General features: G+C 64.2%; 22 protein-coding genes. 13 read left to right on the forward strand and 9 right to left on the reverse strand.

What is annotated here, in order from left to right; genetic code table 11:
- Positions 1-233: 233 nt before the first annotated feature.
- A complete protein-coding gene (locus tag HX821_RS24350) occupies positions 234-998 on the reverse strand; it encodes a tetratricopeptide repeat protein (protein ID WP_134326973.1) in 765 nt (254 codons plus the stop codon).
- 48 nt (positions 999-1,046) lie between these two features.
- Here HX821_RS24350 and HX821_RS24355 point away from each other — a divergent pair, with 48 nt between their 5' ends.
- The 13 genes from HX821_RS24355 (at position 1,047) to HX821_RS24415 (ending at position 10,052) form a co-directional block, all read left to right on the forward strand.
- Positions 1,047-1,613, forward strand: a complete 567-nt coding sequence (locus tag HX821_RS24355) for a type III secretion protein (protein ID WP_102369493.1) — start codon at positions 1,047-1,049, stop codon at positions 1,611-1,613.
- Between the two features lie 31 nt (positions 1,614-1,644).
- Entirely contained in the window at positions 1,645-1,875 is a 231-nt protein-coding gene (locus tag HX821_RS24360) for a hypothetical protein (protein ID WP_003208330.1), read from the forward strand.
- 9 nt (positions 1,876-1,884) lie between these two features.
- The gene (locus HX821_RS24365) at positions 1,885-2,322 is read left to right on the forward strand and encodes a hypothetical protein (RefSeq protein ID WP_177036589.1); all 438 of its coding nucleotides are present in this window, start codon (positions 1,885-1,887) and stop codon (positions 2,320-2,322) included.
- A gap of 4 nt (positions 2,323-2,326) precedes the next feature.
- Positions 2,327-3,109 (forward strand): type III secretion system inner membrane ring lipoprotein SctJ, encoded by a 783-nt coding sequence (gene sctJ, locus HX821_RS24370; protein WP_003208326.1) that lies wholly within the window; start codon positions 2,327-2,329, stop codon positions 3,107-3,109.
- Positions 3,106-3,723, forward strand: a complete 618-nt coding sequence (locus HX821_RS24375) for a type III secretion protein (RefSeq protein ID WP_177036591.1) — start codon at positions 3,106-3,108, stop codon at positions 3,721-3,723. The genes sctJ and HX821_RS24375 overlap by 4 nt, the downstream gene beginning before the upstream one ends.
- Positions 3,716-4,294: a FliH/SctL family protein gene (locus HX821_RS24380; RefSeq protein ID WP_008433162.1), complete on the forward strand. Its 579-nt coding sequence runs from the start codon at positions 3,716-3,718 to the stop codon at positions 4,292-4,294. The genes HX821_RS24375 and HX821_RS24380 overlap by 8 nt, the downstream gene beginning before the upstream one ends.
- A complete protein-coding gene (locus HX821_RS24385) occupies positions 4,291-5,613 on the forward strand; it encodes a FliI/YscN family ATPase (RefSeq protein WP_102369491.1) in 1,323 nt (440 codons plus the stop codon). The genes HX821_RS24380 and HX821_RS24385 overlap by 4 nt, the downstream gene beginning before the upstream one ends.
- Before the next feature lie 192 nt (positions 5,614-5,805).
- Positions 5,806-6,255, forward strand: a complete 450-nt coding sequence (locus HX821_RS24390) for a hypothetical protein (protein WP_102369490.1) — start codon at positions 5,806-5,808, stop codon at positions 6,253-6,255.
- Positions 6,252-7,253 carry a type III secretion system cytoplasmic ring protein SctQ gene (sctQ, locus tag HX821_RS24395; protein ID WP_008433160.1) on the forward strand — a complete coding sequence of 334 codons (1,002 nt, stop codon included), beginning with the start codon at positions 6,252-6,254 and terminating at the stop codon, positions 7,251-7,253. Before HX821_RS24390 ends, sctQ begins: the two co-directional genes overlap by 4 nt.
- On the forward strand, positions 7,250-7,903 hold the full coding sequence (gene sctR, locus HX821_RS24400; protein WP_003208316.1) for a type III secretion system export apparatus subunit SctR: 654 nt from the start codon (positions 7,250-7,252) through the stop codon (positions 7,901-7,903). Before sctQ ends, sctR begins: the two co-directional genes overlap by 4 nt.
- 10 nt (positions 7,904-7,913) lie before the next feature.
- Positions 7,914-8,183: a type III secretion system export apparatus subunit SctS gene (gene sctS, locus HX821_RS24405; RefSeq protein ID WP_003208314.1), complete on the forward strand. Its 270-nt coding sequence runs from the start codon at positions 7,914-7,916 to the stop codon at positions 8,181-8,183.
- 6 nt (positions 8,184-8,189) lie between these two features.
- Entirely contained in the window at positions 8,190-9,002 is an 813-nt protein-coding gene (gene sctT, locus HX821_RS24410) for a type III secretion system export apparatus subunit SctT (RefSeq protein ID WP_003208312.1), read from the forward strand.
- 3 nt (positions 9,003-9,005) lie between these two features.
- Positions 9,006-10,052: an EscU/YscU/HrcU family type III secretion system export apparatus switch protein gene (locus HX821_RS24415; RefSeq protein ID WP_003208311.1), complete on the forward strand. Its 1,047-nt coding sequence runs from the start codon at positions 9,006-9,008 to the stop codon at positions 10,050-10,052.
- A gap of 146 nt (positions 10,053-10,198) precedes the next feature.
- On the opposite strand, the gene HX821_RS24420 is transcribed toward HX821_RS24415, so the two are convergent.
- From HX821_RS24420 to HX821_RS24455, 8 genes are all read right to left on the reverse strand, one after another.
- Positions 10,199-13,669 (reverse strand): hypothetical protein, encoded by a 3,471-nt coding sequence (locus tag HX821_RS24420; protein ID WP_177036593.1) that lies wholly within the window; start codon positions 13,667-13,669, stop codon positions 10,199-10,201.
- Positions 13,670-13,775: 106 nt separating this feature from the next.
- Positions 13,776-14,507 (reverse strand): UTRA domain-containing protein, encoded by a 732-nt coding sequence (locus HX821_RS24425; protein WP_177023005.1) that lies wholly within the window; start codon positions 14,505-14,507, stop codon positions 13,776-13,778.
- Between the two features lie 38 nt (positions 14,508-14,545).
- The gene (pnuC, locus tag HX821_RS24430; RefSeq protein ID WP_102369486.1) at positions 14,546-15,112 is read right to left on the reverse strand and encodes a nicotinamide riboside transporter PnuC; all 567 of its coding nucleotides are present in this window, start codon (positions 15,110-15,112) and stop codon (positions 14,546-14,548) included.
- A gap of 15 nt (positions 15,113-15,127) precedes the next feature.
- Positions 15,128-15,964 (reverse strand): 5'-nucleotidase, lipoprotein e(P4) family, encoded by an 837-nt coding sequence (locus tag HX821_RS24435; RefSeq protein ID WP_177028588.1) that lies wholly within the window; start codon positions 15,962-15,964, stop codon positions 15,128-15,130.
- Between the two features lie 12 nt (positions 15,965-15,976).
- Entirely contained in the window at positions 15,977-18,124 is a 2,148-nt protein-coding gene (locus tag HX821_RS24440) for a TonB-dependent siderophore receptor (protein ID WP_177036595.1), read from the reverse strand.
- Positions 18,125-18,250: 126 nt separating this feature from the next.
- A complete protein-coding gene (locus HX821_RS24445) occupies positions 18,251-19,123 on the reverse strand; it encodes a sulfurtransferase (RefSeq protein ID WP_177036597.1) in 873 nt (290 codons plus the stop codon).
- Complete coding sequence (locus HX821_RS24450) at positions 19,120-20,238, reverse strand: phosphotransferase (protein WP_177036599.1); 1,119 nt, start codon at positions 20,236-20,238, stop codon at positions 19,120-19,122. The genes HX821_RS24445 and HX821_RS24450 overlap by 4 nt, the downstream gene beginning before the upstream one ends.
- Positions 20,235-21,155, reverse strand: coding sequence for an ABC transporter substrate-binding protein (locus tag HX821_RS24455; RefSeq protein WP_177036602.1), 921 nt, complete (start codon positions 21,153-21,155; stop codon positions 20,235-20,237). Before HX821_RS24455 ends, HX821_RS24450 begins: the two co-directional genes overlap by 4 nt.
- Positions 21,156-21,231 lie beyond the last annotated feature (76 nt).

Below are 21,231 nucleotides of genomic sequence, written 5' to 3' on the forward strand. Positions count from 1 at the left end.
AAAGGTCTTTGCCCCACCACTCGGCACCTCGCTTAGGCTCGGTGTGCCCTCACTCCGGCTTTGGACCGTGGGCCGCCGCGATGGGCCATCCTTGGCCCAGCGCGGCTAACCCGGCGTCCTGCCGGGTTACCCACGCTCCAAAGCCTGCGTTCGGCCAGCGTGGTTTAACGGGGCCTGATAGATCAAAAGCAACGTCAAAAGCAGGGCAACAGCAAGATCAAAAGCAGTTGGATTTAGTGCGTGTCCACCAACCCCAACTCACGCGCTTGCGCAATCGGATCGCTGATGGCTTTGATGCGGTTGGCTTCCGTAATCAGGCGTGCGCGCTCAGCCGCCGGAATATCGTCCAGCGGCAAGCTGGCCACCCGTTGTTCGTAACCCGCCAACACCAGCACCAACAACTCATTACGCTGATGCCGTGGCAACGCGCGGGGCGATTGGGTGACGGGGGCGATGGTGTCCAAGGCCTGCTGCGCCTGGCCGCCAAGGGCGTAGGCCAGGGCCAGGTTGCAGCGGCTGTCGAGGTCGTCGGGTTGCAGGCTCAGGCTTTTGGCGAACGCGGTTTGTGCCGCGACGGCCTGGCCGTTCAACACCTGGGCAATGCCCAGTCGGGTGTAGGCGACCGGCGACTGGCTGGCCTCGGCGGCCTGGCCCAGGGCGGTCACGGCGCGTTGGCTTTTGCCAAGGCGCAGTTGCGCGGTGCCCAGTCCCAGCAGGGCGTCGGCGTTGTGGGCTTGAAGGCCGAGGGCCTGTTGGAAGGCGCGCTCGGCACCGACCGCGTCGTTGCCGTCGAGCCGTGCCTGGCCGAGTTTGAGCCACAAGTCGATGCTTGCGCCCGGTTGCTGGGCCGCACGTTCGTACAGCGCCGCCGCGCTGGCGTAGTCGCCGCGTTTGTTCAGGTCGTCGGCCAGCTTCAGCGAGCGGTCGGAATCGCTCGGCGCAGTATTGGAACAGGCAGCCAGCAACAGGCTGCCGGCAAGCAAAAAGTGTTTGGTCATCGTCACAACTCGTTGGGCGAAGGCGGACGTCATGTAAGCATATTTTCCATGGCGCTCCTATGTCTGTCGGTGCTGTTGGGTGCCTCGATCGCCCACGCCGACGAAGAGCCCGAATGGTTCGCCAAACCCTACGCCTATGTGCTGGTGGACCAGGACGTGCGCGCCGCCCTCGAAGAGTTCGGCCACAACCTCGATATCCCGCTGGTGCTCTCCGACAAGGTCCGCGGCAAGGCCCGCAGCACCGTGCGTGCAGCCACCGCCGGGGAGTTTTTGCAGACGCTGTGCAGCACCAATGGCCTGACCTGGTATTTCGACGGCAACCTGCTGTACCTCAATGCCAGCGATGAAATCACCACCAGGCTGTTCAAGGCCAACGCCCTGAACCTGGATCAGTTGCAGGCCTATCTAAACAACCTCGATGTGTTCGGCCAGCAGTTGTCGATGCGTAACGGCCCCGAGGGCGATGAAGTCTTCGTCTCCGGGCCGCCGCCGTACCTGGCGCTGGTCCAGCAGCATGTGGATCACCTGCAGCCCAAGGCCGCCGCGCCGGTGGTGGCGCGCGAGCACGGCGTGCGGGTGTTTCGCGGCGCCCAAGTGAGCACTGAAACCCCTTGATTCACCCCAACCCCAGTAAAGGAGCATGACCATGTCCGTAACCGCCGTAGACAGCAACCTCGCCCCCGGTGGCGCCAGCCCTGAAGCCAAGTTCAACGCCGCGGTGGACAACGCCAAGAGCGCCGATAAACCGGAGATGACCGACGCCGAATTCACCGATGCCCTGATCACCCAGGCGGTCACCATCGGCGGCCAATTCATCATCATGCCCAAGGCCCAGGAAATGCTGAATGACGCCATGTCCGATGACGACGAAGAGTAGGGCGCACCCATGACCATCAGTCTCGCTGCCAGCGCCACGGCCTTGCCGCCGTCCGCCGGCGCGGGGCCCGCCGGGGCCTCGCAGAATCTGTTCGAGCACATGGCCAATACGGCCAAGGGCATGCCCGAGGGCGCCAGCCCCCATCAGATCGGCTCGGGGCTGATGGAGCGCCTGAACAGTTTTATCGACCGCTCCCGGACCTTTTCCGAGCGCGCCGATTTGCTCACCAATAACCCCTCGGCGCCGCCGCAAGTGGCCGCTGCGGATATCCGCACCTCGGGCGCCTCGCCCAACGCAGAACCGGGCAAGAAAGTTGCCGAGCAGCAGGTCGACCAGATCGTCCATTCACTGGGCAAGATGTTCGACTACTCCATCGAAACCCAGATGGTGGTGCGCGGTGCGACGCAGATTTCCGGTTCCGCCAACACGCTGCTCAAGGGTCAATAACGCCATGCCAAGCCCGAATCGTGCCCTGCGCCTGCTGCTGATCGGCGTGCTCGCCAGCCTCTTGCAGGCCTGCGACATGGACCTCTACACCAACCTCAGCGAGCGCGACGCCAACGCCATGGTCGCGGTGCTGCTGCGCGACGGCATCCCGGCGACGCGCAAGGTGCAGGACAACGGCCAGTTGAAAGTGGTGGTCGACGAACAGCGCTTCGCCGAGGCCATGACCCTGCTGGACAACGCCGGCCTGCCGCAGCAGAGCTTTTCCAACATGGGCGAGGTGTTCAAGGGCAATGGCCTGGTGTCGTCGCCGGTGCAGGAGCGGGCGCAGATGATCTATGCCTTGAGCGAAGAACTGTCCCACTCGGTGTCGCAGATCGACGGCATCGTCTCGGCGCGGGTGCACGTGGTGCTGCCGGACAATGACCTGCTCAAGCGGGTGATTTCGCCGTCGTCGGCCTCGGTGCTGGTGCGCTACGACCCGGGCACCGACATCAACACGCTGATTCCGCAGATCAAGACCCTGGTTGCCAACGGCATTTCCGGCCTGAGCTATGACGGTGTGTCGGTGACCGCGATCAAGGCCGCGGTGTCCATCAGCCAGAACCCGGCGCAACCGCGACTCGCGCGTTTCATGGGCCTGTGGCTGTTGGAAGACAACCTCAACCAGGCGCGGTTGCTGTTCGGTGGCTTGCTGCTGCTCGCCCTCGGCGCGGGTGGTGTGTTGGCCCGCCAGCAATGGGCGCGGCGCCAGGCCCAGGCGTTGTATGTGCTCAAGGAGGGTGAATGAGCCTGGTTGAGCGTTGGCAGGGGCTGATCGCCCAGCCGTTGCAGTTTGTGCGCGAGCAAAGCCTTGGCGAGTGTTTTGGCGAAGGCCTGCCGGTCGAGGTGCTGCAAGCCCTGCATGGGCAGCCGCGTTTTCGCTTGCGGCTGGAGCAACTGCTGGCCAGCCATTATCAGCTGGCGCCGCTGGCGCATCTGGTCACGCCGCCCGCCGCTGATTTGCCGGTGCTACTGCTGAGCCCGGCGCAATTTGCGCGTCTGCCCAGGCTGTGTGGTGCGATCTGGCATGGCTCGACCTTGAGCCGGGAGATCCGCCGCGAAGTGGTCAATGAATTGCGCGAGGGCCTTGGCCAGGAAGCCTTTGCCCTGGCCCTCGCGCACCGGCAGTTGGGCGGCGCGGCCGACCTGCTGCGCGAGCCCGCCGAGTTGATCGACGCCATCGACCGCGATGGCCTCACCTGTGTCGCCGCCTGGCTGCAAGCCCAGCCTGCCGAGTTGCAAGGCTGGCTGCCCCTGCGGTTTGTCGCACCCAAGGGCTACAGCGGGCGCTTGCCCCGCGACCTGGAGATCGTCCAGACCGTCGCCGCCCGGTTACTCGCCGAGGAGCTTGCCCATGAGTGAATTACCCAGCCGTCCGGCCGCGCGGATTTTGCGCGCCGATGAAGCGGCGTTATGGACCGATGGCTTTGCCTTTGTGCAAGCCGCCAGGGCGCACGCCGAGCAGATCAAGGCCGACAGCGACCAATGGCTGCACACCGCCCGCGCCGAAGGTTTTGAAAGTGCGCGCCGCGAAGGCGCCGAACAGGTTGCACAGTTGCTGCTGGAGACCCAGGCCCAGGTCCAGCATTACCTGGCCGGGCTTGAGGCGTCGCTGGCGGACCTGGCCCTGGGCATCGTGCGTGAAGTACTCGGCGAACTGGACGACACCGACCGCGTGGTGCGTTGTACACGCCAGGCCCTGAGCGCGTTTCGCCAGGGCCAGGCCTTGACGTTGTGGGTGCCGCCCGCCGAAGTGAATGCCCTGCGCCCACAGTTGCTCAAGGACGGCATCGCCGTGGAGGCCGATGCGCAACTGGGCGCCGGCCAGGCCCGCCTGAGCAGCCCGGCGGGTTCGGTTGAGCTGGGGCTGGAGGCGCAACTGCAAAGCCTGCGCCGCAGCCTGTTGCCCTTTGCCGAAGAGGGCGTGGCATGAACCTCGATCAACTGCTGCCGCGCCTGACCGAGCGGCTGTCCCAGGCCCGCTTGCGTCCGATGCAGGGCACGGTGCTGAGCATTCGCGGGGTGTTGCTGCGGGCCAGCGTGGCGGGCGCGAGCATCGGTGAACTATGCCACCTGCGCGACCCGGTCAGTGGCCGCAGCCTCAGCGCCGAAGTGATCGGTTTTGATGGCGACGAAGCGATCCTGTCGCCCATCGGTTCCATGGAAGGCCTGTCGACCCGCACGCAAATCACTGCCACCGGCGAAAGCCTGGGTGTGGCCGTGGGCGATGCGCAATTGGGGCGAGTGATCAGCCCCATGGGCGAGTTTCTCGACGGTGACGGTGTACCGCCAACCCTGAACCTGCAGACCTACCCCTTGCATGCCGAGCCACCGGCCCCGTTCTCCCGGCAATTGATCGTGCGCTCCATGGCGTTGGGCATCCGCTCCATCGACGGCTTGCTGACCCTCGCCCAGGGCCAGCGCATGGGCATCTTCGGCGAGCCCGGTGTGGGCAAATCCTCCTTGTTGGCGAGCATCATCCGCAACAGCGAGGCCGATGTGATTGTCATCGGTTTGATCGGCGAGCGGGGCAGGGAAGTGCGCGAACTGCTGGACGTGCAACTGGACGCCACGGCCCGCGCACGCACCGTTGCTGTCGTCGCCACCTCCGACCGCCCGGCCGCCGAGCGGGTGCGCGCGGCATTTGTCGCCACCACCCTGGCCGAGTACCACCGCGACCAGGGCCGCAATGTACTGTTGTTGATGGACAGCCTCACGCGGTTCGCCCGCGCCCAGCGCGAAATCGGCCTGGCCGTGGGTGAACCGCCGACCCGCCGCGGTTATCCGCCGTCGTTTTTTGCCACCTTGCCCAAGTTGCTCGAGCGCGCCGGCCCGGGCCCTGCCGGCAGCATCACCGCGCTGTACACCGTGCTCACCGAAGGCGACGCCGCCAGCGATCCGGTGGCGGAGGAAGCGCGTTCGATCCTCGACGGGCATATCGCCCTCAGCGCCGAACTGGCGCAGCGCAACTATTTCCCGGCGGTGGACGTGCTGCGCAGCCGCAGCCGCTTGATGGAGCAGGTCGCCGGTGACGAACACAAGCGCCTGGCGATGCGCATCCGTGAATTGATGGCGCGCTACGGCGAGATCGAAATGCTGATCCGCGTCGGCGAGTACTCCGCCGGCAGCGACCCGCTGGCCGACGAAGCGATCACCCGCCATGGGGCAATCGAAGCCTTCCTGCGCCAGAACGCCGACGAACCCAGCAGCCCCGAACACACCTTGATCCGCATGCGCCAGGTGCTGGCATGAGCCCGAAAGCGCAGCAAGCTCCAGTGTGGGAGCTGTCGAGCTTCAGCGAGGCTGCGATGGCGTCAGCACAGCCAACATCAATGTTGCCTGACCCACCGCTATCGCAGCCTCGCCGGGGCTCGACAGCTCCCACATTCGATCTTCATGCACTCAGTGAGTGCGCTGTTGGTATGACGATGGAGAAAAGAACCGATGAAGACTGAACAACTGCGCACCCTGCAAACCCTGCGGGTGCTGCGCGAACAGCGGGCGGCGAGCCAGTTGGCGGCGCAACAGCAACGCTGCGCGCAAACCCACGGCGCCTTGACCGACGCCAAGGAACAACTGCGCCTGCACCGTGAGGCCGTTGCTCATGAAGCCGGCGAGATTTACGCCTCGCTGACCGAAGGCCTGTCGGTGGCCAGTTGGCAGGCCGCCCAGGATCGCCTGCGTGGCTTGGCCGACGATGAGCAGGTGCTTGAAGGCGACGTCAGCCACGTGTCCAGTACCCTGCAAACCCAGGAGCGTGAGCGCGACCTGTTCCGTCAGGAGCGCCTGAGCCGCCAGCGCCAGTCCGATGCCTGGCAAAGCCTGCTGGACGGGCGTGAAAGCAGCGAACGGGTGGCCGGCGAGCTGCGTGAAGAACAAGGACTCGGCACATGATCGTGGCCCTTGCCGACCCGTTGGCGCCCTGGCTTGAGCACTACGACCCGGCGCTGCTCACGCTGCATAACCAATTGCACCGCCGGCGGCATGCGTGGCAGGGCCGCTGCGCCGGGCAGGATCTGAGCGTCGCCTGGGCCGCCGATCCCCAGCCGCTGAAAACACCCCGGGATGTGTTGCTGTTGCTCGGCCAGTCACCGGTGCGCTTGCGACTCTCGGCTGCCGCCCTGGAACAAGTACTGGTGCCGCTGGCGTTGCAGTTCGACGCGCAAGTGCTGCCGGCATTACCGCGTTCGCTGCTGCTGGAACTGGCCGTGCTGGACCTGATCGAGCGCCTCGAACCGTTGCTCGGCCACCCCGTGCAACTGCTCGAAACCAGTGACGACCTGCGGCCTTATGCAGTGCATCTGGCACTGACATTGACCTTCGGCAACAACCCGCCAATGGCCGCCCAACTGGACTTGAGTGAAAGCGCTGCAGTGCTGGTGGGCCAGTTGCTGGACCAGCACGGCCAGATCGACGCCGACCCGTTGCCGGCGTTGCGCCACACGCTGTCGGTAGTGGCCGGGCGGCAATGGTTGAGCCTCGGCGAGCTGCGCAGCCTGCAGCCCGGCGATGTGCTGATGCTCGAACCTGGCAGCGGCTGGCTGCTGGACCTTGAGGGCCGCCTGCAAGCCCGCTGCCAGCGCGACGGCTCGTCGCTGCAGGTGCAGGAACCTCTGAACACGCCCCTTTTGGACATGGAGAACACAATGACTGACGTCGATGCCGCCGCGGCCCTGGACGATTTGCCCCTCAAGCTGGTGTGCCAGGTCGGCAGCCTGGAACTGACCCTGGCGCAACTGCGGGAACTGGGGGCGGGCAGCCTGCTGCAACTGAATACGCCGACCGTGGATGGCGTCGACCTGATGGTCAACGGCCGTCGCGTCGGCCAGGGCCAACTGGTGAAAATCGGTGACGGCCTGGGCGTGCGCCTGCTGAGTTTCGCCACCCCATGACCGGTTATCAGCCGAACCTGATCGAGATCATCCTGGTGGTTGCCACCATCGGGTTGATCCCGTTGGCGGTGGTGACCCTCACCGGCTTCATGAAAATCTCGGTGGTGCTGTTCCTGATCCGCAACGCCCTGGGCGTGCAGCAGACGCCGCCGAACCTGGTGCTGTACGGCATCGCGCTGATTCTCTCGGTGTACGTCACCACGCCGTTGATTGGCGACATGTACCGCCAGGTAGAGGGCCGCGACCTGAATATCGAGCACGTCGAGCAACTCAAGGACCTCGGCGACGCCTTGCGCCCGCCGCTACAGGCGCACCTGGCACGGTTTGCCAACGAGTCCGAGCGCGGCTTTTTTGTGCAGGCCACCGAGACCATCTGGTCGCCGGAAGCCCGTGCCGACCTGCGGGATGACGACCTGGTGGTGCTGATCCCGGCGTTTGTCAGTTCGGAGCTGACCCGGGCCTTCGAGATCGGGTTCCTGCTGTACATCCCGTTCCTGGTGGTGGATTTGCTGGTGTCCAACGTGCTGATGGCGATGGGCATGTCGATGGTCTCGCCGAACCTGATCTCGATCCCACTGAAAATCTTCCTGTTCGTGTCATTGAGCGGCTGGTCGCGCCTGATGCACGGTTTGATTCTGAGTTACGGCTGAGGCAAGACCCATGGGCCAGGACGTTTTCCTGTCATTGATGAAACAGGCACTGATGACCGTGCTGATGCTCTCCGCGCCTGCGCTGGGGGTGGCGATCATCGTGGGTTTGAGCGTGGGCCTGTTCCAGGCGCTGACCCAGATCCAGGACCAGACCCTGCCCCAGGTGGTGAAGCTGGTGGCGGTGTTGTTGACTATCGTGTTCCTCGGCCCGGTGCTCGCCGGGCAAGTGGCGGAACTCGGCAGCCAGGTGCTGGACAACTTCCCCTTGTGGACGCGCTGACCGCCCATGGATGCCAGCCTTACCGCACAGTTTCTCGAAGTCGCCTACCCGGTGATCAGCTCGGCCTCGCTGGCGGCCTGCCGGGCCATGGGCGTGGTGGTGATCACCCCGGCGTTCAACCGCCTCGGGCTCACCGGGATGATTCGCGGCTGCGTGGCCGTGGCGATTTCGATCCCGATGTTCATGCCGGTGTTCGACGCCATGACCTCGATGCCCAACCACGGCAGCCTGTTTATCGCCGGGTTGCTGATCAAGGAATTCCTGATCGGCATCTTGATCGGCCTGTTGTTCGGCATTCCGTTCTGGGCGGCGGAAGTGGCGGGGGAGTTGATCGACCTGCAGCGCGGTTCGACCATGGCGCAACTGGTGGACCCGTTGTCCACCGGGGAGTCGAGTGTGATGTCCACCTTGCTGACGGTGATGTTGATCACGCTGTTCTTCATGTCCGGCGGTTTTATCCTGATGGTCGACGGTTATTACCACAGCTACCAGCTGTGGCCGGTGACCGCGTTTACCCCGGTGTTTGCCAGCTCGGCGTTGCTGGCGGTGCTGTCGATTCTCGACCAGATCATGCGCGTCGGAGTGCTGATGGTGTCGCCGCTGATCATCTCGCTGCTGGTCACTGATTTGATGCTGGCGTACCTGTCGCGGATGGCGCCGAACCTGCATATTTTCGACCTGTCGTTACCGGTGAAAAACCTGTTTTTCTCGATCCTGATGGTGATCTATATCGGCTTCCTGATTCCGTTGATGCTGGACCAGTTGGCGGAATTTCGCGGCACGGTGGAGCTGCTGAAAACCCTCGCGGGCATGGAGTAGCGCATGGGCGATACCAGCGAAGAGAAGTCCCAGCCGGCCACGGATAAAAAACTCAAGGACGCGCGAAAGAAAGGCCAGGTCGCCAAGAGCCAGGACTTGGTCTCGGGCATGGTCATCCTGTTCTGCACCCTGTGCATTTCCATCCTCGCGCCCCGGGCCCAGGCCCAGGTCACGGCGCTGATCGACCTGACTGCGCAGATCTACATCGAACCCTTCGCCACGGTTTGGCCACGGGTGCTGGACCATGCCGAGCAACTGGTGATCGGCATTACCCTGCCGGTGATGGCGGTGACCACCGGGGTGGTGATCCTGACCAATATCATCACCATGCGTGGCTTTGTGTTTTCCGTGGAGCCGATCAAGCCGGAGTTCAAGCGTATCAACCCGGCGGAAGGCTTCAAGAAGCTATTTGCCCTGCGCAACTTTGTGGAGTTCATCAAGGGCCTGATCAAGGTGCATGTGTTGGCCGTGGCGTTCTACGTGGTGGGGCGGCATGCGTTGCAGGCGTTGATGGAGTCGTCGCGGTGTGGCGCGGGGTGTATCGAGTCGACGTTTTTCCTGGTGCTCAAGCCGCTGGTGTTTACCGTACTCGCGGCCTTCATCCTGGTGGGCGGGGTGGATGTGTTGATGCAACGCTGGCTGTTCGGCCGCGACATGAAAATGACCCGCAGCGAGACCAAGCGCGAGCGCAAGGACATTGACGGCGACCCGTTGATCAAGAGCGAACGGCGACGCCAGCGCCAGGAGATGCAGGCGCTGGCCACCAAGCTGGGGTTGGGTCGGGCGTCGATGATGATCGGCACCACCGATGGCTGGGTGATAGGCGTGCGTTATGTGCGTGGTGAAACGCCGGTGCCGGTGGTGGTGTGCCGCGCTTCGCCGGAGGAAGCGTTGGGGATGTTGCAGGAGGCGTTTGATTTAGGGATACCGCAAGCGCCGGACAAGGGCTTGGCGGAAGCGATTGCGCGCAAGACGGTGCCGGGGGATCCGGTGCCGGATGCTTCGTTCCAGGCGGTGGCGGACTGGTTGGTGGCGGCGCGGTTGATCTGACGATCTTGAGCCGAACACCGATCAAAATGTGGGAGCGGGCTTGCTCGCGAAGGCGGTGGGTCAGTCAACATTTTCAGTGACTGACACACCGCCTTCGCGAGCAAGCCCGCTCCCACATGGGTTCTGCCGGGTGTCAGGAAGTTCAGTTATGGCTTGTCCACATCATGGTACTCACCCCCATACCCATCCCCCACCCGCCAGACAATGTCGTGGTTCTCATTGGTCCATTCCGACGGTTTCAGCGAGTACTTGTAGTCCTCTGAGTTACGGTTATTCCCGTCCCCGATAAAGTCCGGGTGGTCCCGCCGATGGTCGCCCCCGCGGATACTCGACCGCGCATCCCACTCTTCCTTGCGGAAATCAAAAATGCTCTGGTCCTGCGGTGCATCCCGCTGGCCCCAGTCGGACAGGTAGGTCTGCAACCACACGTACGCTTCATCCCCGTTGGGCTTGAGCAGCCCGTCCTGCTTGAAGTCCTGGATCTGGTCCCAGTTCTGCATCGAGATCTTGTGCAGCTTGTGGGACTGCACCGTGCTCAAGATCGCCCCGACAAACGACAACGCGCCGGAGATCAAGAAACCCACCGGTCCCAGGAACGGAATGATCCGCCCGGTCACCCCCAGCGTGCCCAGCACGCCGCCGGCCGCGCCCACCAGGCTGCTGACACCACCGGCCATCGACAGTGAGCCCGAGGCGATTTTCACCGGGTCTTTCTCGCGCACACCATCACGCAAGGTAAACGCCGCCTGCACCACACTGATCACGCCGCCTGCCACGTCGGTGGCCATGCCGATCACCTTGATCGCGCTGCTGGCGAACTTCGCGCCAAAACCGGCCCCGGCCACGCCGCCGCGGCTGGCAATGCCTTTTTCAATGCCTTCCTGGATCTTCGCCGCACCTTCGTCGCTCCAGCCGCCGCTGTTGAGGGCCTTGCCCACGTCCTTGCCGTCGTCCATGGCCTGGTCGACGATCTCGAAGTACTTTTTCTGCACCGCCTCGGCGTCCTTGGGCAGCGCGTGGTACCCCTCGCCAGGCTTGGCCCACAGGTCGGGCAGGGAACGGTCGAAGCCCATCAGCTTGTAGGCGTTGGTGCCGCGCAACTTGTCGTAGACCTTCAAGCCCAGCGTGGCGAAGTGCGAGCCGGTGCCAAGGAAGCCAAGGAAGTCGTTGGCGATGCCCAGGCGTTTCATCGGCGTATCCGCCAGCTTGCCGCCTTGTCCGGCGAGTTGGTAGACGATACGGCCCATGCCGATCGCGCCGCCCACTGAGCCGAGTACGCCGTTGTCCTTGAGGAAGTTGAGGTTCTTCACGAACGAACTGCGGTTCTCTTCGCTGAGGCCCGGCATGATCTCCTTGCTCACGGCCTTGTCGATGTCGCTGAAGCTGATCACGCCGTTTTTCTGCCAGGTGTCGCCGAGGGAAATCATCGCCTTGCCGAACTCGGCGGCGGCGTTTTTGTCCTTGAGCAGTTGGTCGACGAACTTCGAATACACCCCCAGCGCCTGGCGCGGCAGGCCGTCGGCACTGCCCTTGAGCATCGACAGGATTGCCATGGTGTTGTCGGTGGTGGCCAGGGCGGTGTTGTCGTCGGAGATCTTGGTGGGATCGTCCATCAGCTTTTCAACGGCATCGGTGTAGCCGTCGATCTGCAGGTTTTGCAGGAAGTTGTCGGCCTTGGCCGGGTCGATATCGGCCAGGGCGGTGTAGGCGGTCTGGATTTCCTGGGTGGCCAGTTCGGTCTTGCCGCTGTCCTGCAGGGACTTGATGTACTGGGTGAAGTTCTCCGAGGAGGTGCTGTCGATCAGGCGCTGCCTGGTCTCATCGACCTTCGCCTGGCCGCCGTCGACCTTGCCCAGGGCTGCGTCGTGGTTGGCCTTGATGTCGTGCTGGATGGTCGAGTCGCCGAGCAGGTCGTTGATGGTCTGGTCGATGGCCTTGGGGTCGAAGATGTTGTCGCGTACATCCCGCGAGGTCACGTCGATGGGCGTGGTGGCGATGCCCTGGTTGCCGAAGCCGTGCTCGGGAATGATCGACATGCCGTTGTCGGCCATGCTCCTGGCTTCCACCGCCCGCAGGAACTTGGCGCGCGGGTCGTCCTTGCCGATGCTGCCGTCCTTGACCCCGGCGCGGTAGCTGTCCACCAGGGTCTTCATCGACAGGTCCTGCACCGACAGCGGGTTGCCGCTGTCATCTTTCTCGGTGGTGGTCAGGTTGTCGACGGAGACGTCCTTGAGGGGCGGCAGGCCGTTGTCGGTGCGCAGCTTGTCGACGTCGGTGGTTTGCGCGGCGATGTCGCTGCGGTAGCTGGAAATCTGCTCGAACATCTGTGGATTGCTGTCTTCCGACACCACGATTTTCTCTTCGCTGCCCCCCGGCTTGTGCTGGGTGAAGGCGATCAGGCCCGGGCCATAATCACCGGCGCCGCCGACGCTCATGATGTCTTCGGTGGAGGCCAGGTAAGCGTCCGGGGCGGCGAGGGTGTAGCCGTCGCCCTTGGCCTTTTCGATGCCGGCCAGGGTTTGGCCCTTGCTGGTGTAGGCGGCGAAGGCTTCGGGGGTGATGTCCTTGGACACCACCAGCAGTTTACCGTCGGCCTGGTTGACCACCAGGATGCCGTCCATGGGCGCGTCGACCTTGCTGATGTCGCCCAGCTTCAGGCTGGCCTCGTCCTTGCGCAGCAGTTCCTGGCCGGGCAGGGACTGGGCGTTCTTGATGTAGTCGAAGGCCTGCGAGCCTTCGCTGGCGTGCACGGCGTGGAGGAAGTTGTAGAAGGTGCCGCCCGCGTTGGGGTTGGGGTTGCTGAGGTCGGCGCCGGGCTGCGGCAGGTCGGCTTCGGACTTGCTGATCGCGTACTTGTGGCCCTGGTGTTCGAACAGGATCACTCCGGCGCTGCTGTCTTCGGACACCACTTTCAACTGGCTGAAATCGAGGTCGCCCGGCAGGCTGGTGACTTCTTCATAACCTTTGGATTTGCCGTCATTGAGGGCTTCCTTGGTCACCCCGGCCTGGGTGTAGGTGCTGAACGCCTGGGGCGTGAGCAATTCGGAAATGACCAGAGTCTTGCCGTTTTCAAGGCTGACCTTGAGGATGCCGTCTTCAGCCTTGCCCACGGATTTGATGTTGGCCAGGCGCACGCCGTCGCCGTCTTCGCGCAGCAGTTGCTGGTCGGGGTTCTTCAGGCTTTCGACGATGGCCTTGCCGGCCGGGGTGCCCTGGGTTTCGGCCAGGGTCTGGAGGAAGGTGTACAGCGGGGTACCTTCGTCGGGCCCGCCCTGGTTGACCGGGGCTACGGCATGGCCGAAGCGCAGGTTTTTCAGCACGTCGAAACCGTCCTGGGCGTTGGCCGCGCCCTCGGCGCTGATCTTGTATTTGGCGCCGTCCTGTTCGAAGTAGATCACCCCGGCGTCCTTGTCTTCGGAAATGACCTTGAGCTTGTCGATGTCGAGCTTGGCCGGGAGGGCGGTGACTTCCTTGTAGTCCTCGGGCTTAAGGGTTTTGTCGCCCGGCCCGGTGCTGGCAAGGATTTTGGCTTTGTTCAGGACGGCGTCGAAAACCCGCTCGGGAGCGTTGGGTTGATCGACGCGGGGCGACGCGGATTTTTCGGGGCGGGTGATCATCGGTTCAGTCCATGTGAGGGGCGCACGAGGACTCGATAGTAGGGGCTGCAAGCGAGTGAAAACGGGTTCGTTGGCAACAAGTCACAAGCTTTCACAGGTGTGAAATTCACGTCCCGGGGTAGCGCGTCTCCATCACGACGGACAATGCATCCGGACGCCAGAATTCCTGGTCAAACTCCACCGGCTGGTCATCCTCGCCGAAGTTCAAGCGTTCCAGATACACGCTGGTGGAACCGGTGGACAATTGCAGCAACTCGGCCTGTTCTTCATTCACCGTGCCAATGTGCATCTCCAGCTCACACCGCGACAGCACCCGGGAAAACCGCTCCCGCAGCAGTTGGGTCAGCGAGGTATTCAGGTCAGCCTCCAGCAGCCCAGGGCACCAGCTGGCCAGCAGCGCGTTGAACTCCAGCAACACCGGCCGTCGGTCGATCCAGCGCCGCCGTTGCAGGAAAAACATCGGCTCATCCGCCGACGCGAGGCCCATCCGCCTGGCCAGCCAGTCGCCCGCGGGGCGCAGCTCTGCGTGCAGGCATTCGGTGCGCGGCGTACGGCCTTGGGCACTTACGTAATCCATGAAGCCGCTGATGCGCGTCGGGTCATAGCGGATGCGCCGGGGGCTGACAAACCAGCCGCGACGGTTTTCCCGGTACACCAGGCCTTCGGCTTCCAGCTGCTGCAAGGCCTGGCGCAAGGTGACCCGGGTGCAGCCGAAGCGCTCGATCATCTCCCGTTCGGACGGGAATTTCTCATCCGCCTGCGGCACACCCGCCGCGATATCGTGGGCGATCTGTTCGCGAATGCGCTGGTAGTGCGGTGAAATCGGGTCGAAAGGCATCCTGGGGTTCCGTGTGCAGGCCGGGCGTGGGCGTGACTCTACCGTTCCTGTTGGCGCAGGTCACGCTGCCACGACACTAGCCCATACGCCGCCAACACCACAAACCCGGCATACAACGCGGCGGTAAGCTGCAGGTCCTTGTACACAAACAGCCCCACGTAGACCGTATCCAGCACGATCCACAGCCACCAGCTCACCACATACTTGCGCGCCGCCCACAGGCTGGCCACTAGGCTGAAAGCGGTTAGCAGCGAGTCCAGCCACGGCAGTGCGGCATCGGTGAAGTGGTGCATGGCGGCGCCCAGCAGCAGCGCGCCGATCACCCCGGCGAGCAGGTGCCGCCATGCTTCCTGGACCGGCAGCCGTTCCACCCGCACCTTGCCCGCGTCGATGCGCCCGGTGCTCCAGCGCCACCAGCCGTAGCCCTGCAACACAGCGAAGACCAGTTGCAGGAGCATGTCGGAATACAGCTTCACGTCGAAGAAGATCCAGCCGTACAGCAACACCGCGACCACGCTGACCGGCCAGCACCAGCGCACCCGTCGGGCGGTGAGCCACACCCCGGCAATATTGAAGATCACAGCGACTATTTCCAGCGGCGTCATACGTTCCCCTCAGGGTCAGTTTTGCAGGTGCAGCGCCTGTTGCTTGAGCTGGCGCTTGCGTTCAAAGGGCAGTTTTTCCTGGTCGCCATACGGCGCGCTGTACCAGTTGCCGTAAGTCGGGTTGGGCAGCACGAACCAGCGCTGGCCGAGCCAGCCCAGGTAGGGTTCGGCGGCCTTGCGCTGGGCGTCCAGGGTGTTGTGTTCGGCCTGCACGAAATCCCCCAGGGAATCACCCGCCAGGATCAGCACGCGGGCGTGTTGGGCGACCCATTGGCGTCGGCAGTTCTTGCCGTAGCCGGCGTGTTCGCAGCCGCCAATGGGCGTGCCGGCAGCCAGTACCTGCTGCTCGCTGTCCACCGGAAAGCCCCGCAGGCGCAGGTTGTTGACGGTGGCCTGGACCTGGCTTTGCTCGCGGTTGGTGATGTAGTACACCGTGATGCCTTTGTGTTTGGCGGCCTGCAGGAACGCCACGGCGCCCGGCAGCGCCTGGGCCTTGGCCTGGTCGACCCAGGTGTTCCAGCGGTCGTAGGAGTAGACCTGGTTGTTGACGACGTCCCGGGCATTCAGCGGGATGTTGTCGAGCACGGTCTCGTCGATGTCGACGATCACCGCTGGCGGCAGCCCGGCCAGATTGCGCGGTGGCAAGGGCAGGGCGTCCCAGTCCGGGGTCTTGAGGGCCACGTCCAGTTGGCGAGTGGCGTTGGCGAACACCTGGCGGTAGATCAGCTCGTGCTCGATGGAGGTCTGGGTCCACAGCACCGCATCCAACTGGTCGTTGGCGGGCGGTTGCTGCTGGCAGCCGACGAGGGCGGTGGAGAGCAGGCACACACTGGCAAAAATCAGATTACGCATGAACAGTCAGCCTCAAAAATTGACGGTGGCGGATAACCGCGCGGTGCGTGGCGCGCCGAGGAACAGGTAGCCATCGCCCGCCGATTCACCCACATCGCGCCAGTAGCGTTTGTCGAACAGGTTGTCGACGGTCAGGCGCAGCACAGTATCGTAATCACCGACTTTGGTGCTGTAGCGTCCGCCGACATCGAACACCGCGTAGTCGTCGACCTTCACGCTGGCCTCGCGGTTCGCGTACTTGCTGCCGCTGTATTGCACGCCGCCGAGCAGGGCCAGGCCCTTGATCCCGGGAATGCTGTAGTCGCCGTGCAGGCTGGCGCGCAGCTTGGGCACGTTGATCGCCTGGTGGCCGTCGTAGTCGTCGGTGCCGCTGCCGCTCACCCGGGCGCGAATCGCCGCCACGCTGGCGGACACTTGCAGGTTGTCGGTCACCCGACCATTGGCCGAAAGCTCCAGGCCGACGTTCTTCTGCTGGCCCTGCTGTACGAAGGTGATGCTGCCGTCATCGCTGGGCCGGTTGTATTGCAGGTCCTGGGTGATCTGGAACAGCGCGGCGGTCAGGCTCAGGCGCTGGAAGTCACGCTTGATCCCCACTTCCAGCTGGCGCGAGGTGGTCGGCGGCAATACCTCATCGGCGTTGCTGCTGAACCATGCCGCGGTGCCGCCCAGGGACAGGCCCTTGCTGTAGCTGGCGTACAGGGTGGTGTCCGGGCGCGGCTTGTAGATCAGCGCCACCTGGGGCAGGAATACGCTGCGCTGGGTATGGCGGGTGGTGTCGCCGGCCTGGTCGTAGGTTTCTTCGTCGAGGCGCACCTGGCGCCCGCCGAGAATGGTTTGCCACTGCTCGTTGAAGCTGATGCGGTCGCTGGCGAACAGCCCGTATTGGCGGCTGTCCAGGCGCCGATAGGTATGGCCCAGCGGCCCCTCGTAGGGGTCAAGCACCGGCGGCTTTTCGTAGATATTGCCCTCGCCGATGTATTCGTTGACTGATTCACGCCGGTCCACCAGGCGGCGCAAGGCAGTGGTGCCGAAGGTCAGGTCATGCTTGAGAAAACCGGTGTCGAACTGGCCGTTGAGGGCGGCCTGGGCTTCTTCGTTGCTGCGGGTGTCGTCGGGGCTGCGGTAGTCCGAGATGTCGTAGTCACCCTCGGCGCTGAAGTGGTTGGGCACTGCGGTGTTGGCGCAACTGGCGGCGCCGTAGCAACCCCAGGCGAAGGTGCTGTAGTCGTCGATCACCACGCGGCTGCGGGAGGCGCTGAAGCTGGCTTTCCAGGCCTCGTTGAAGCGGTATTCGAACAGGCCGTCGAGGTTCAGCGACTTGATGCCCACCGGGTTCGACCAGCTCTGGTAGCCCAGCAGATCCCGTGGCGACACGTTGTGGGGCACGGTGGTGCCGCCGAGCAATTGGTATCCGGGCACCGAGCGTTGCTCGCGGTTCTGGTATTCGGCGTTCAGTTGCAGCAGGGCGTTGGGGCTGATGTTCCAGTCGAGGGCCAGGGAGGCAAAATCCCGCTGGCCGTCGGCGTGGTCGACGTAGGAACGGATGTCTTCGTGGGCCAGGTTGACCCGCACCCCCACCTGCTGCTCGGCACCGAGCCAGCCGCCGACGTCGGTGGCCAGGTAGCGCTCGCCGTGTTCGTTGGTGGAGACAGTCACCGAGCGCACGTTCTCCGGGCGCTTGCTTACGTAGTTGATCAAGCCGCCGGGTTCGGACACGCCGCTTTGCAGCCCGGACAAGCCCTTGAGCACTTCCACTTGCTGCTTGTTTTCCAGTGCGACGTTCTGTTCGCCGGTGATGGTGCGACCGTTGATCTTGTAGCTGCTGGCCGGGTTCAACGAGAAACCGCGCACCACGAAATTCTCGTAGTAACCCACCGGCGCATAGCTGTCGCCGACCGAGGCGTCGTTCTTCAATACTTCACTGAGCAGGCGGGCTTGCTGGTCTTTCAGGCGAGCCTCGGTGATCACCGCCACCGAGGCCGGGGTGTCCAGCAGCGGGGCGTTATCGAAGCCGGCGACAGCGGCCTTTTTCGCCTGGTAGTCGGTGGCCTGTTCACCGACTACGGTAATGGTGTCCAGGGTCGCGTCCTGGGCGTGGGCGGCCGTGGCGGCGAGGGTGATGCTCAGGGCGAGCAGGGTGTGACGGTACGGTGTTGCCATAAAAGGAGCGCTCCAAGGGCCTGCCCGCTGGCGCCTCGCGCTTTATTGGGCGCAAAGGGGCCCAGCGCTGCGCAACGGACGGGTTGCCAGTACGAAATTAAAAAGCCGGGGTCGCCGCAAAAGGCGTCAGGCCGGAGCTGCTCCGGTAGTCATTGGTAAGCGTGCGTCGGCGGCCCATTCCTGCAGCGAGCCGTCGTAGAGTGCGAGGTCCTGGCGACCCAGCAGGGTCAGGGCCAGGGCGTTGGCCGCCGCGGAAATTCCGCCGCCGCAGTACAGAATCAATGGACCGTCGCTGTGCAGCAGCGTGGGTCCGATAGCCACGGCCAGGGCGTCCTTGGGCAGGTAGCGACCCTGTGCATCAAACAGCGTGCGTGCCGGCAGGTTGTGGCTGCCGGGAATGTGCCCGCGCCGGGCGTAGCGGGTGGCTGCGGTGCCGTCGAACAAGGCGCTGCCCAACGCGCAGACGAGTACGCCGGGTGCTTGGCCTGCGGCCACCGCCTCAACGCCTGCGCGGTCGATCCACAGTGGTGCGTAGGTGCTGATCGGCCAGGGTTCGACGACGGGTGTGTTTGCAGGCTGCCCGCTGTGCTGCGGTAACCCCGCCCGTTGCCAGGCGTTGAAACCACCGTCCAGCACGCCGGCGTGAATGCCCAGCCCGCGCAGCATCCACCACAGGCGTGCGGCCCAGAAACCGTCGGCGCGATCGTAGATCACCACGTTGCTGTCGGCGCCTGCACCCAGATTCGCCAGTGCCTGAATCAGGGCTTGTGGTGTTGGCAGGGCGAAGCTGTAGCTCGCTTGAACGTCGGCCAGATCGGTCAGCAAGTCGGCATGCCGTGCGCCGGGGATATGTGCGTGCAGCCAACCGGCATGACCGCTGGCGACCCGGTAATCACCGTCAAAACGCGGGGACGGCAGGACGACGGTGGCGTCCAGTATCACCAGCCCGGGCTCCCCGAGGTGGGCATGCAGCCAATCGGTATCGACCAGGATACTCATACGGATTTTCGCCGCAGGTGGTTGAGCAATCGTTGCCCCTGGGCACCGGCAAACCACTGCAGATGGCCCAGCAGGTAGGCGTGATAGGCCACGTCGGCGCTGCGGGTGGAACCCACTACGCCTTGGTAGTACGCGATTTCGGACAGGGCAAAATCCACATGCACCAACGGCAGCAGGGCGCTCAGGGTGAGCAGGTCCTGGGCGCTCAATGGCCGGCCCCGGTGATAGCCGGTGAGCAATGCGTCGACGCTGTCGAGGTCCGCTGCTGCCAGGCCACCGCTGTCCAGGTCCAGCCAGGGCACGGCGTTGCGTTCGATGGCGGTCGCCAGGTCGTAGAGGGCGAAGGTGCGGTCGGCGAGGCCGAAGTCCAGCACGCTGGCGACGTTGCCGTCTGCATGCCACAGCAGGTTCGAGGCGTGCCAGTCGTTATGGGTCCAGAGCGCCGGTTGTTGGTGCAGCAAGGGTTGCAGGGGCGCGTGCCAGGGCAACAGCAACTCGGTCAGCCGTGCGTGCCAATCCTTGTCGGCGAGGTACTCGGTCAGCGCGGGGGTGTTGGCGATCGCGGCCAGTGGCGCGGGTTGTTCGATCACCCGGGCGTTGGCCAGCAGCACTTCTGTTTGACGGCGGGGTGCGCTGTAGTGCTCGGCTGCCAGGTGCAATCGAGCCAGCGCCACACCCGCCGCCTGCGCATGTTGAGTGCTTTGGAAGGGCGACCACGACAGCGCATCGCGGTACAGGTCAAGGCCCTCGGCGACATGGTGAATCTCGTAGGTCCATTCACCTTGCGTCGTGGCCGTTGCACCGTGGCGGTTCGGCACCACTGCGGCAACCGGTGCGCCGTGGCGATGCAGGTGGGCGATCAGGCGGTGTTCTTCTTCCAGCCATGCGGCTTTGCGCACGTGCCGGTGATGCCGTTTGACGAACAGGGTGGCGCTGCCGGTATTGATCAGCCCGGCAGCGGAGAACGGTCGCGGGCTGTGCCAATGCAAACTGCGCAGTTGACCCAGTTGCGGGTACTCGTGCAGCAGCTGTTGGATATCTGCTTCGTGCAGCGCTGGCCAGTCGGCAGCTACCGGATCAAGCCCCAGGCCATGGGCGGTGCGTTGTGGATTCATGCCGTCGCCCCGGGCAGATAGGCGTTGCTGGTTGCCCCTTGCCACACCTGCGGATTGTCGAGCACCGCGTGCTCGTGCAGCCACTCGGCATAAGGTTTCAGCAGCGCCTGGCGTTGCTCGCCCCAACGACCGTCGTGCAGCCAGGTCGGAGCGATTTTGTGCAGGGATGCGCTGAGCAATTCCGCCGGGAAATACGGTGTAGTGTGCTCATAGGCCGCCAGCGCGATGGCTGGCTCTTCGGCCACGGCGAGATAGCCACGGGCAGTGGCCGCGAGGAAATCACGCACCAACCCGGGCTGCTCGGCGAGGGTTTGTTCGTGGGCGCCCAACAGGTAGCTGTGATACGCCGGTGCGCCAATCTGATCCACCGGCAACACCACCCGGCGTTCTGCTTCGATGGGGCTGTGCATCAACGCTTCCCAGGCCCAGTAGCCGCCGAAACTGGCATCGGCGATGCCTTCGGCCAACTGTTCGGGCCGCAACTCACGTACGCCGCTGTCCACCAGGATCACGCCATCAGGGTCGCCACCGTCGTTGCTCACAAGGTGACGCACCATCGCCAAACCCCGTGGCGTGGGGTTGAGCGCCAGGCGCTTGCCCACCAGGTCTCGTGGGCGGCGGATGCCGGAGTCGGTCAGGGTTTGAATCGACTCAAGGCCCGCATGATTGATCGCCGCGATGCCTTGCAGGGCTTGCCCCCGGCCGCGCCGGACCAGCAGGCGGTTGCTGGGGAAAATGCCGAAGTCCGCCGCGCCGGTCAGCAGGTGTTCAAGGGTGTCGCCACGGTAGGGGTCGTGCACCACCAACTCCACATCCAGGCCCAGCTCGGCGTACCAGCCGCGTTCCCGCGCCAGGTACAAACCCGCCGAATTCGGCCAGGGATGAAAGTACTCCAGCATTACCTTTACCGACACCATCGCTTGCTTCTCCAGCCTGCAGTCTTTTGATGGGGGCGATTTATAAGGGAGCAATCTGGTATATACCAATATCGTT

This window comes from Pseudomonas sp. B6001 (genome assembly GCF_013386015.1).
Lineage (GTDB): Bacteria > Pseudomonadota > Gammaproteobacteria > Pseudomonadales > Pseudomonadaceae > Aquipseudomonas.

Excerpts from the sequence above, each read along its gene's own strand:
- HX821_RS24350 (WP_134326973.1), bottom strand. The coding sequence starts at position 998 with ATGACCAAACACTTTTTGCTTGCCGGCAGCCTGTTGCTGGCTGCCTGT.
- HX821_RS24355 (WP_102369493.1), top strand. The coding sequence starts at position 1,047 with ATGGCGCTCCTATGTCTGTCGGTGCTGTTGGGTGCCTCGATCGCCCAC.
- HX821_RS24360 (WP_003208330.1), top strand. The coding sequence starts at position 1,645 with ATGTCCGTAACCGCCGTAGACAGCAACCTCGCCCCCGGTGGCGCCAGC.
- HX821_RS24365 (WP_177036589.1), top strand. The coding sequence starts at position 1,885 with ATGACCATCAGTCTCGCTGCCAGCGCCACGGCCTTGCCGCCGTCCGCC.
- sctJ (WP_003208326.1), top strand. The coding sequence starts at position 2,327 with ATGCCAAGCCCGAATCGTGCCCTGCGCCTGCTGCTGATCGGCGTGCTC.
- HX821_RS24375 (WP_177036591.1), top strand. The coding sequence starts at position 3,106 with ATGAGCCTGGTTGAGCGTTGGCAGGGGCTGATCGCCCAGCCGTTGCAG.
- HX821_RS24380 (WP_008433162.1), top strand. The coding sequence starts at position 3,716 with ATGAGTGAATTACCCAGCCGTCCGGCCGCGCGGATTTTGCGCGCCGAT.
- HX821_RS24385 (WP_102369491.1), top strand. The coding sequence starts at position 4,291 with ATGAACCTCGATCAACTGCTGCCGCGCCTGACCGAGCGGCTGTCCCAG.
- HX821_RS24390 (WP_102369490.1), top strand. The coding sequence starts at position 5,806 with ATGAAGACTGAACAACTGCGCACCCTGCAAACCCTGCGGGTGCTGCGC.
- sctQ (WP_008433160.1), top strand. The coding sequence starts at position 6,252 with ATGATCGTGGCCCTTGCCGACCCGTTGGCGCCCTGGCTTGAGCACTAC.
- sctR (WP_003208316.1), top strand. The coding sequence starts at position 7,250 with ATGACCGGTTATCAGCCGAACCTGATCGAGATCATCCTGGTGGTTGCC.
- sctS (WP_003208314.1), top strand. The coding sequence starts at position 7,914 with ATGGGCCAGGACGTTTTCCTGTCATTGATGAAACAGGCACTGATGACC.
- sctT (WP_003208312.1), top strand. The coding sequence starts at position 8,190 with ATGGATGCCAGCCTTACCGCACAGTTTCTCGAAGTCGCCTACCCGGTG.
- HX821_RS24415 (WP_003208311.1), top strand. The coding sequence starts at position 9,006 with ATGGGCGATACCAGCGAAGAGAAGTCCCAGCCGGCCACGGATAAAAAA.
- HX821_RS24420 (WP_177036593.1), bottom strand. The coding sequence starts at position 13,669 with ATGATCACCCGCCCCGAAAAATCCGCGTCGCCCCGCGTCGATCAACCC.
- HX821_RS24425 (WP_177023005.1), bottom strand. The coding sequence starts at position 14,507 with ATGCCTTTCGACCCGATTTCACCGCACTACCAGCGCATTCGCGAACAG.
- pnuC (WP_102369486.1), bottom strand. The coding sequence starts at position 15,112 with ATGACGCCGCTGGAAATAGTCGCTGTGATCTTCAATATTGCCGGGGTG.
- HX821_RS24435 (WP_177028588.1), bottom strand. The coding sequence starts at position 15,964 with ATGCGTAATCTGATTTTTGCCAGTGTGTGCCTGCTCTCCACCGCCCTC.
- HX821_RS24440 (WP_177036595.1), bottom strand. The coding sequence starts at position 18,124 with ATGGCAACACCGTACCGTCACACCCTGCTCGCCCTGAGCATCACCCTC.
- HX821_RS24445 (WP_177036597.1), bottom strand. The coding sequence starts at position 19,123 with ATGAGTATCCTGGTCGATACCGATTGGCTGCATGCCCACCTCGGGGAG.
- HX821_RS24450 (WP_177036599.1), bottom strand. The coding sequence starts at position 20,238 with ATGAATCCACAACGCACCGCCCATGGCCTGGGGCTTGATCCGGTAGCT.
- HX821_RS24455 (WP_177036602.1), bottom strand. The coding sequence starts at position 21,155 with ATGGTGTCGGTAAAGGTAATGCTGGAGTACTTTCATCCCTGGCCGAAT.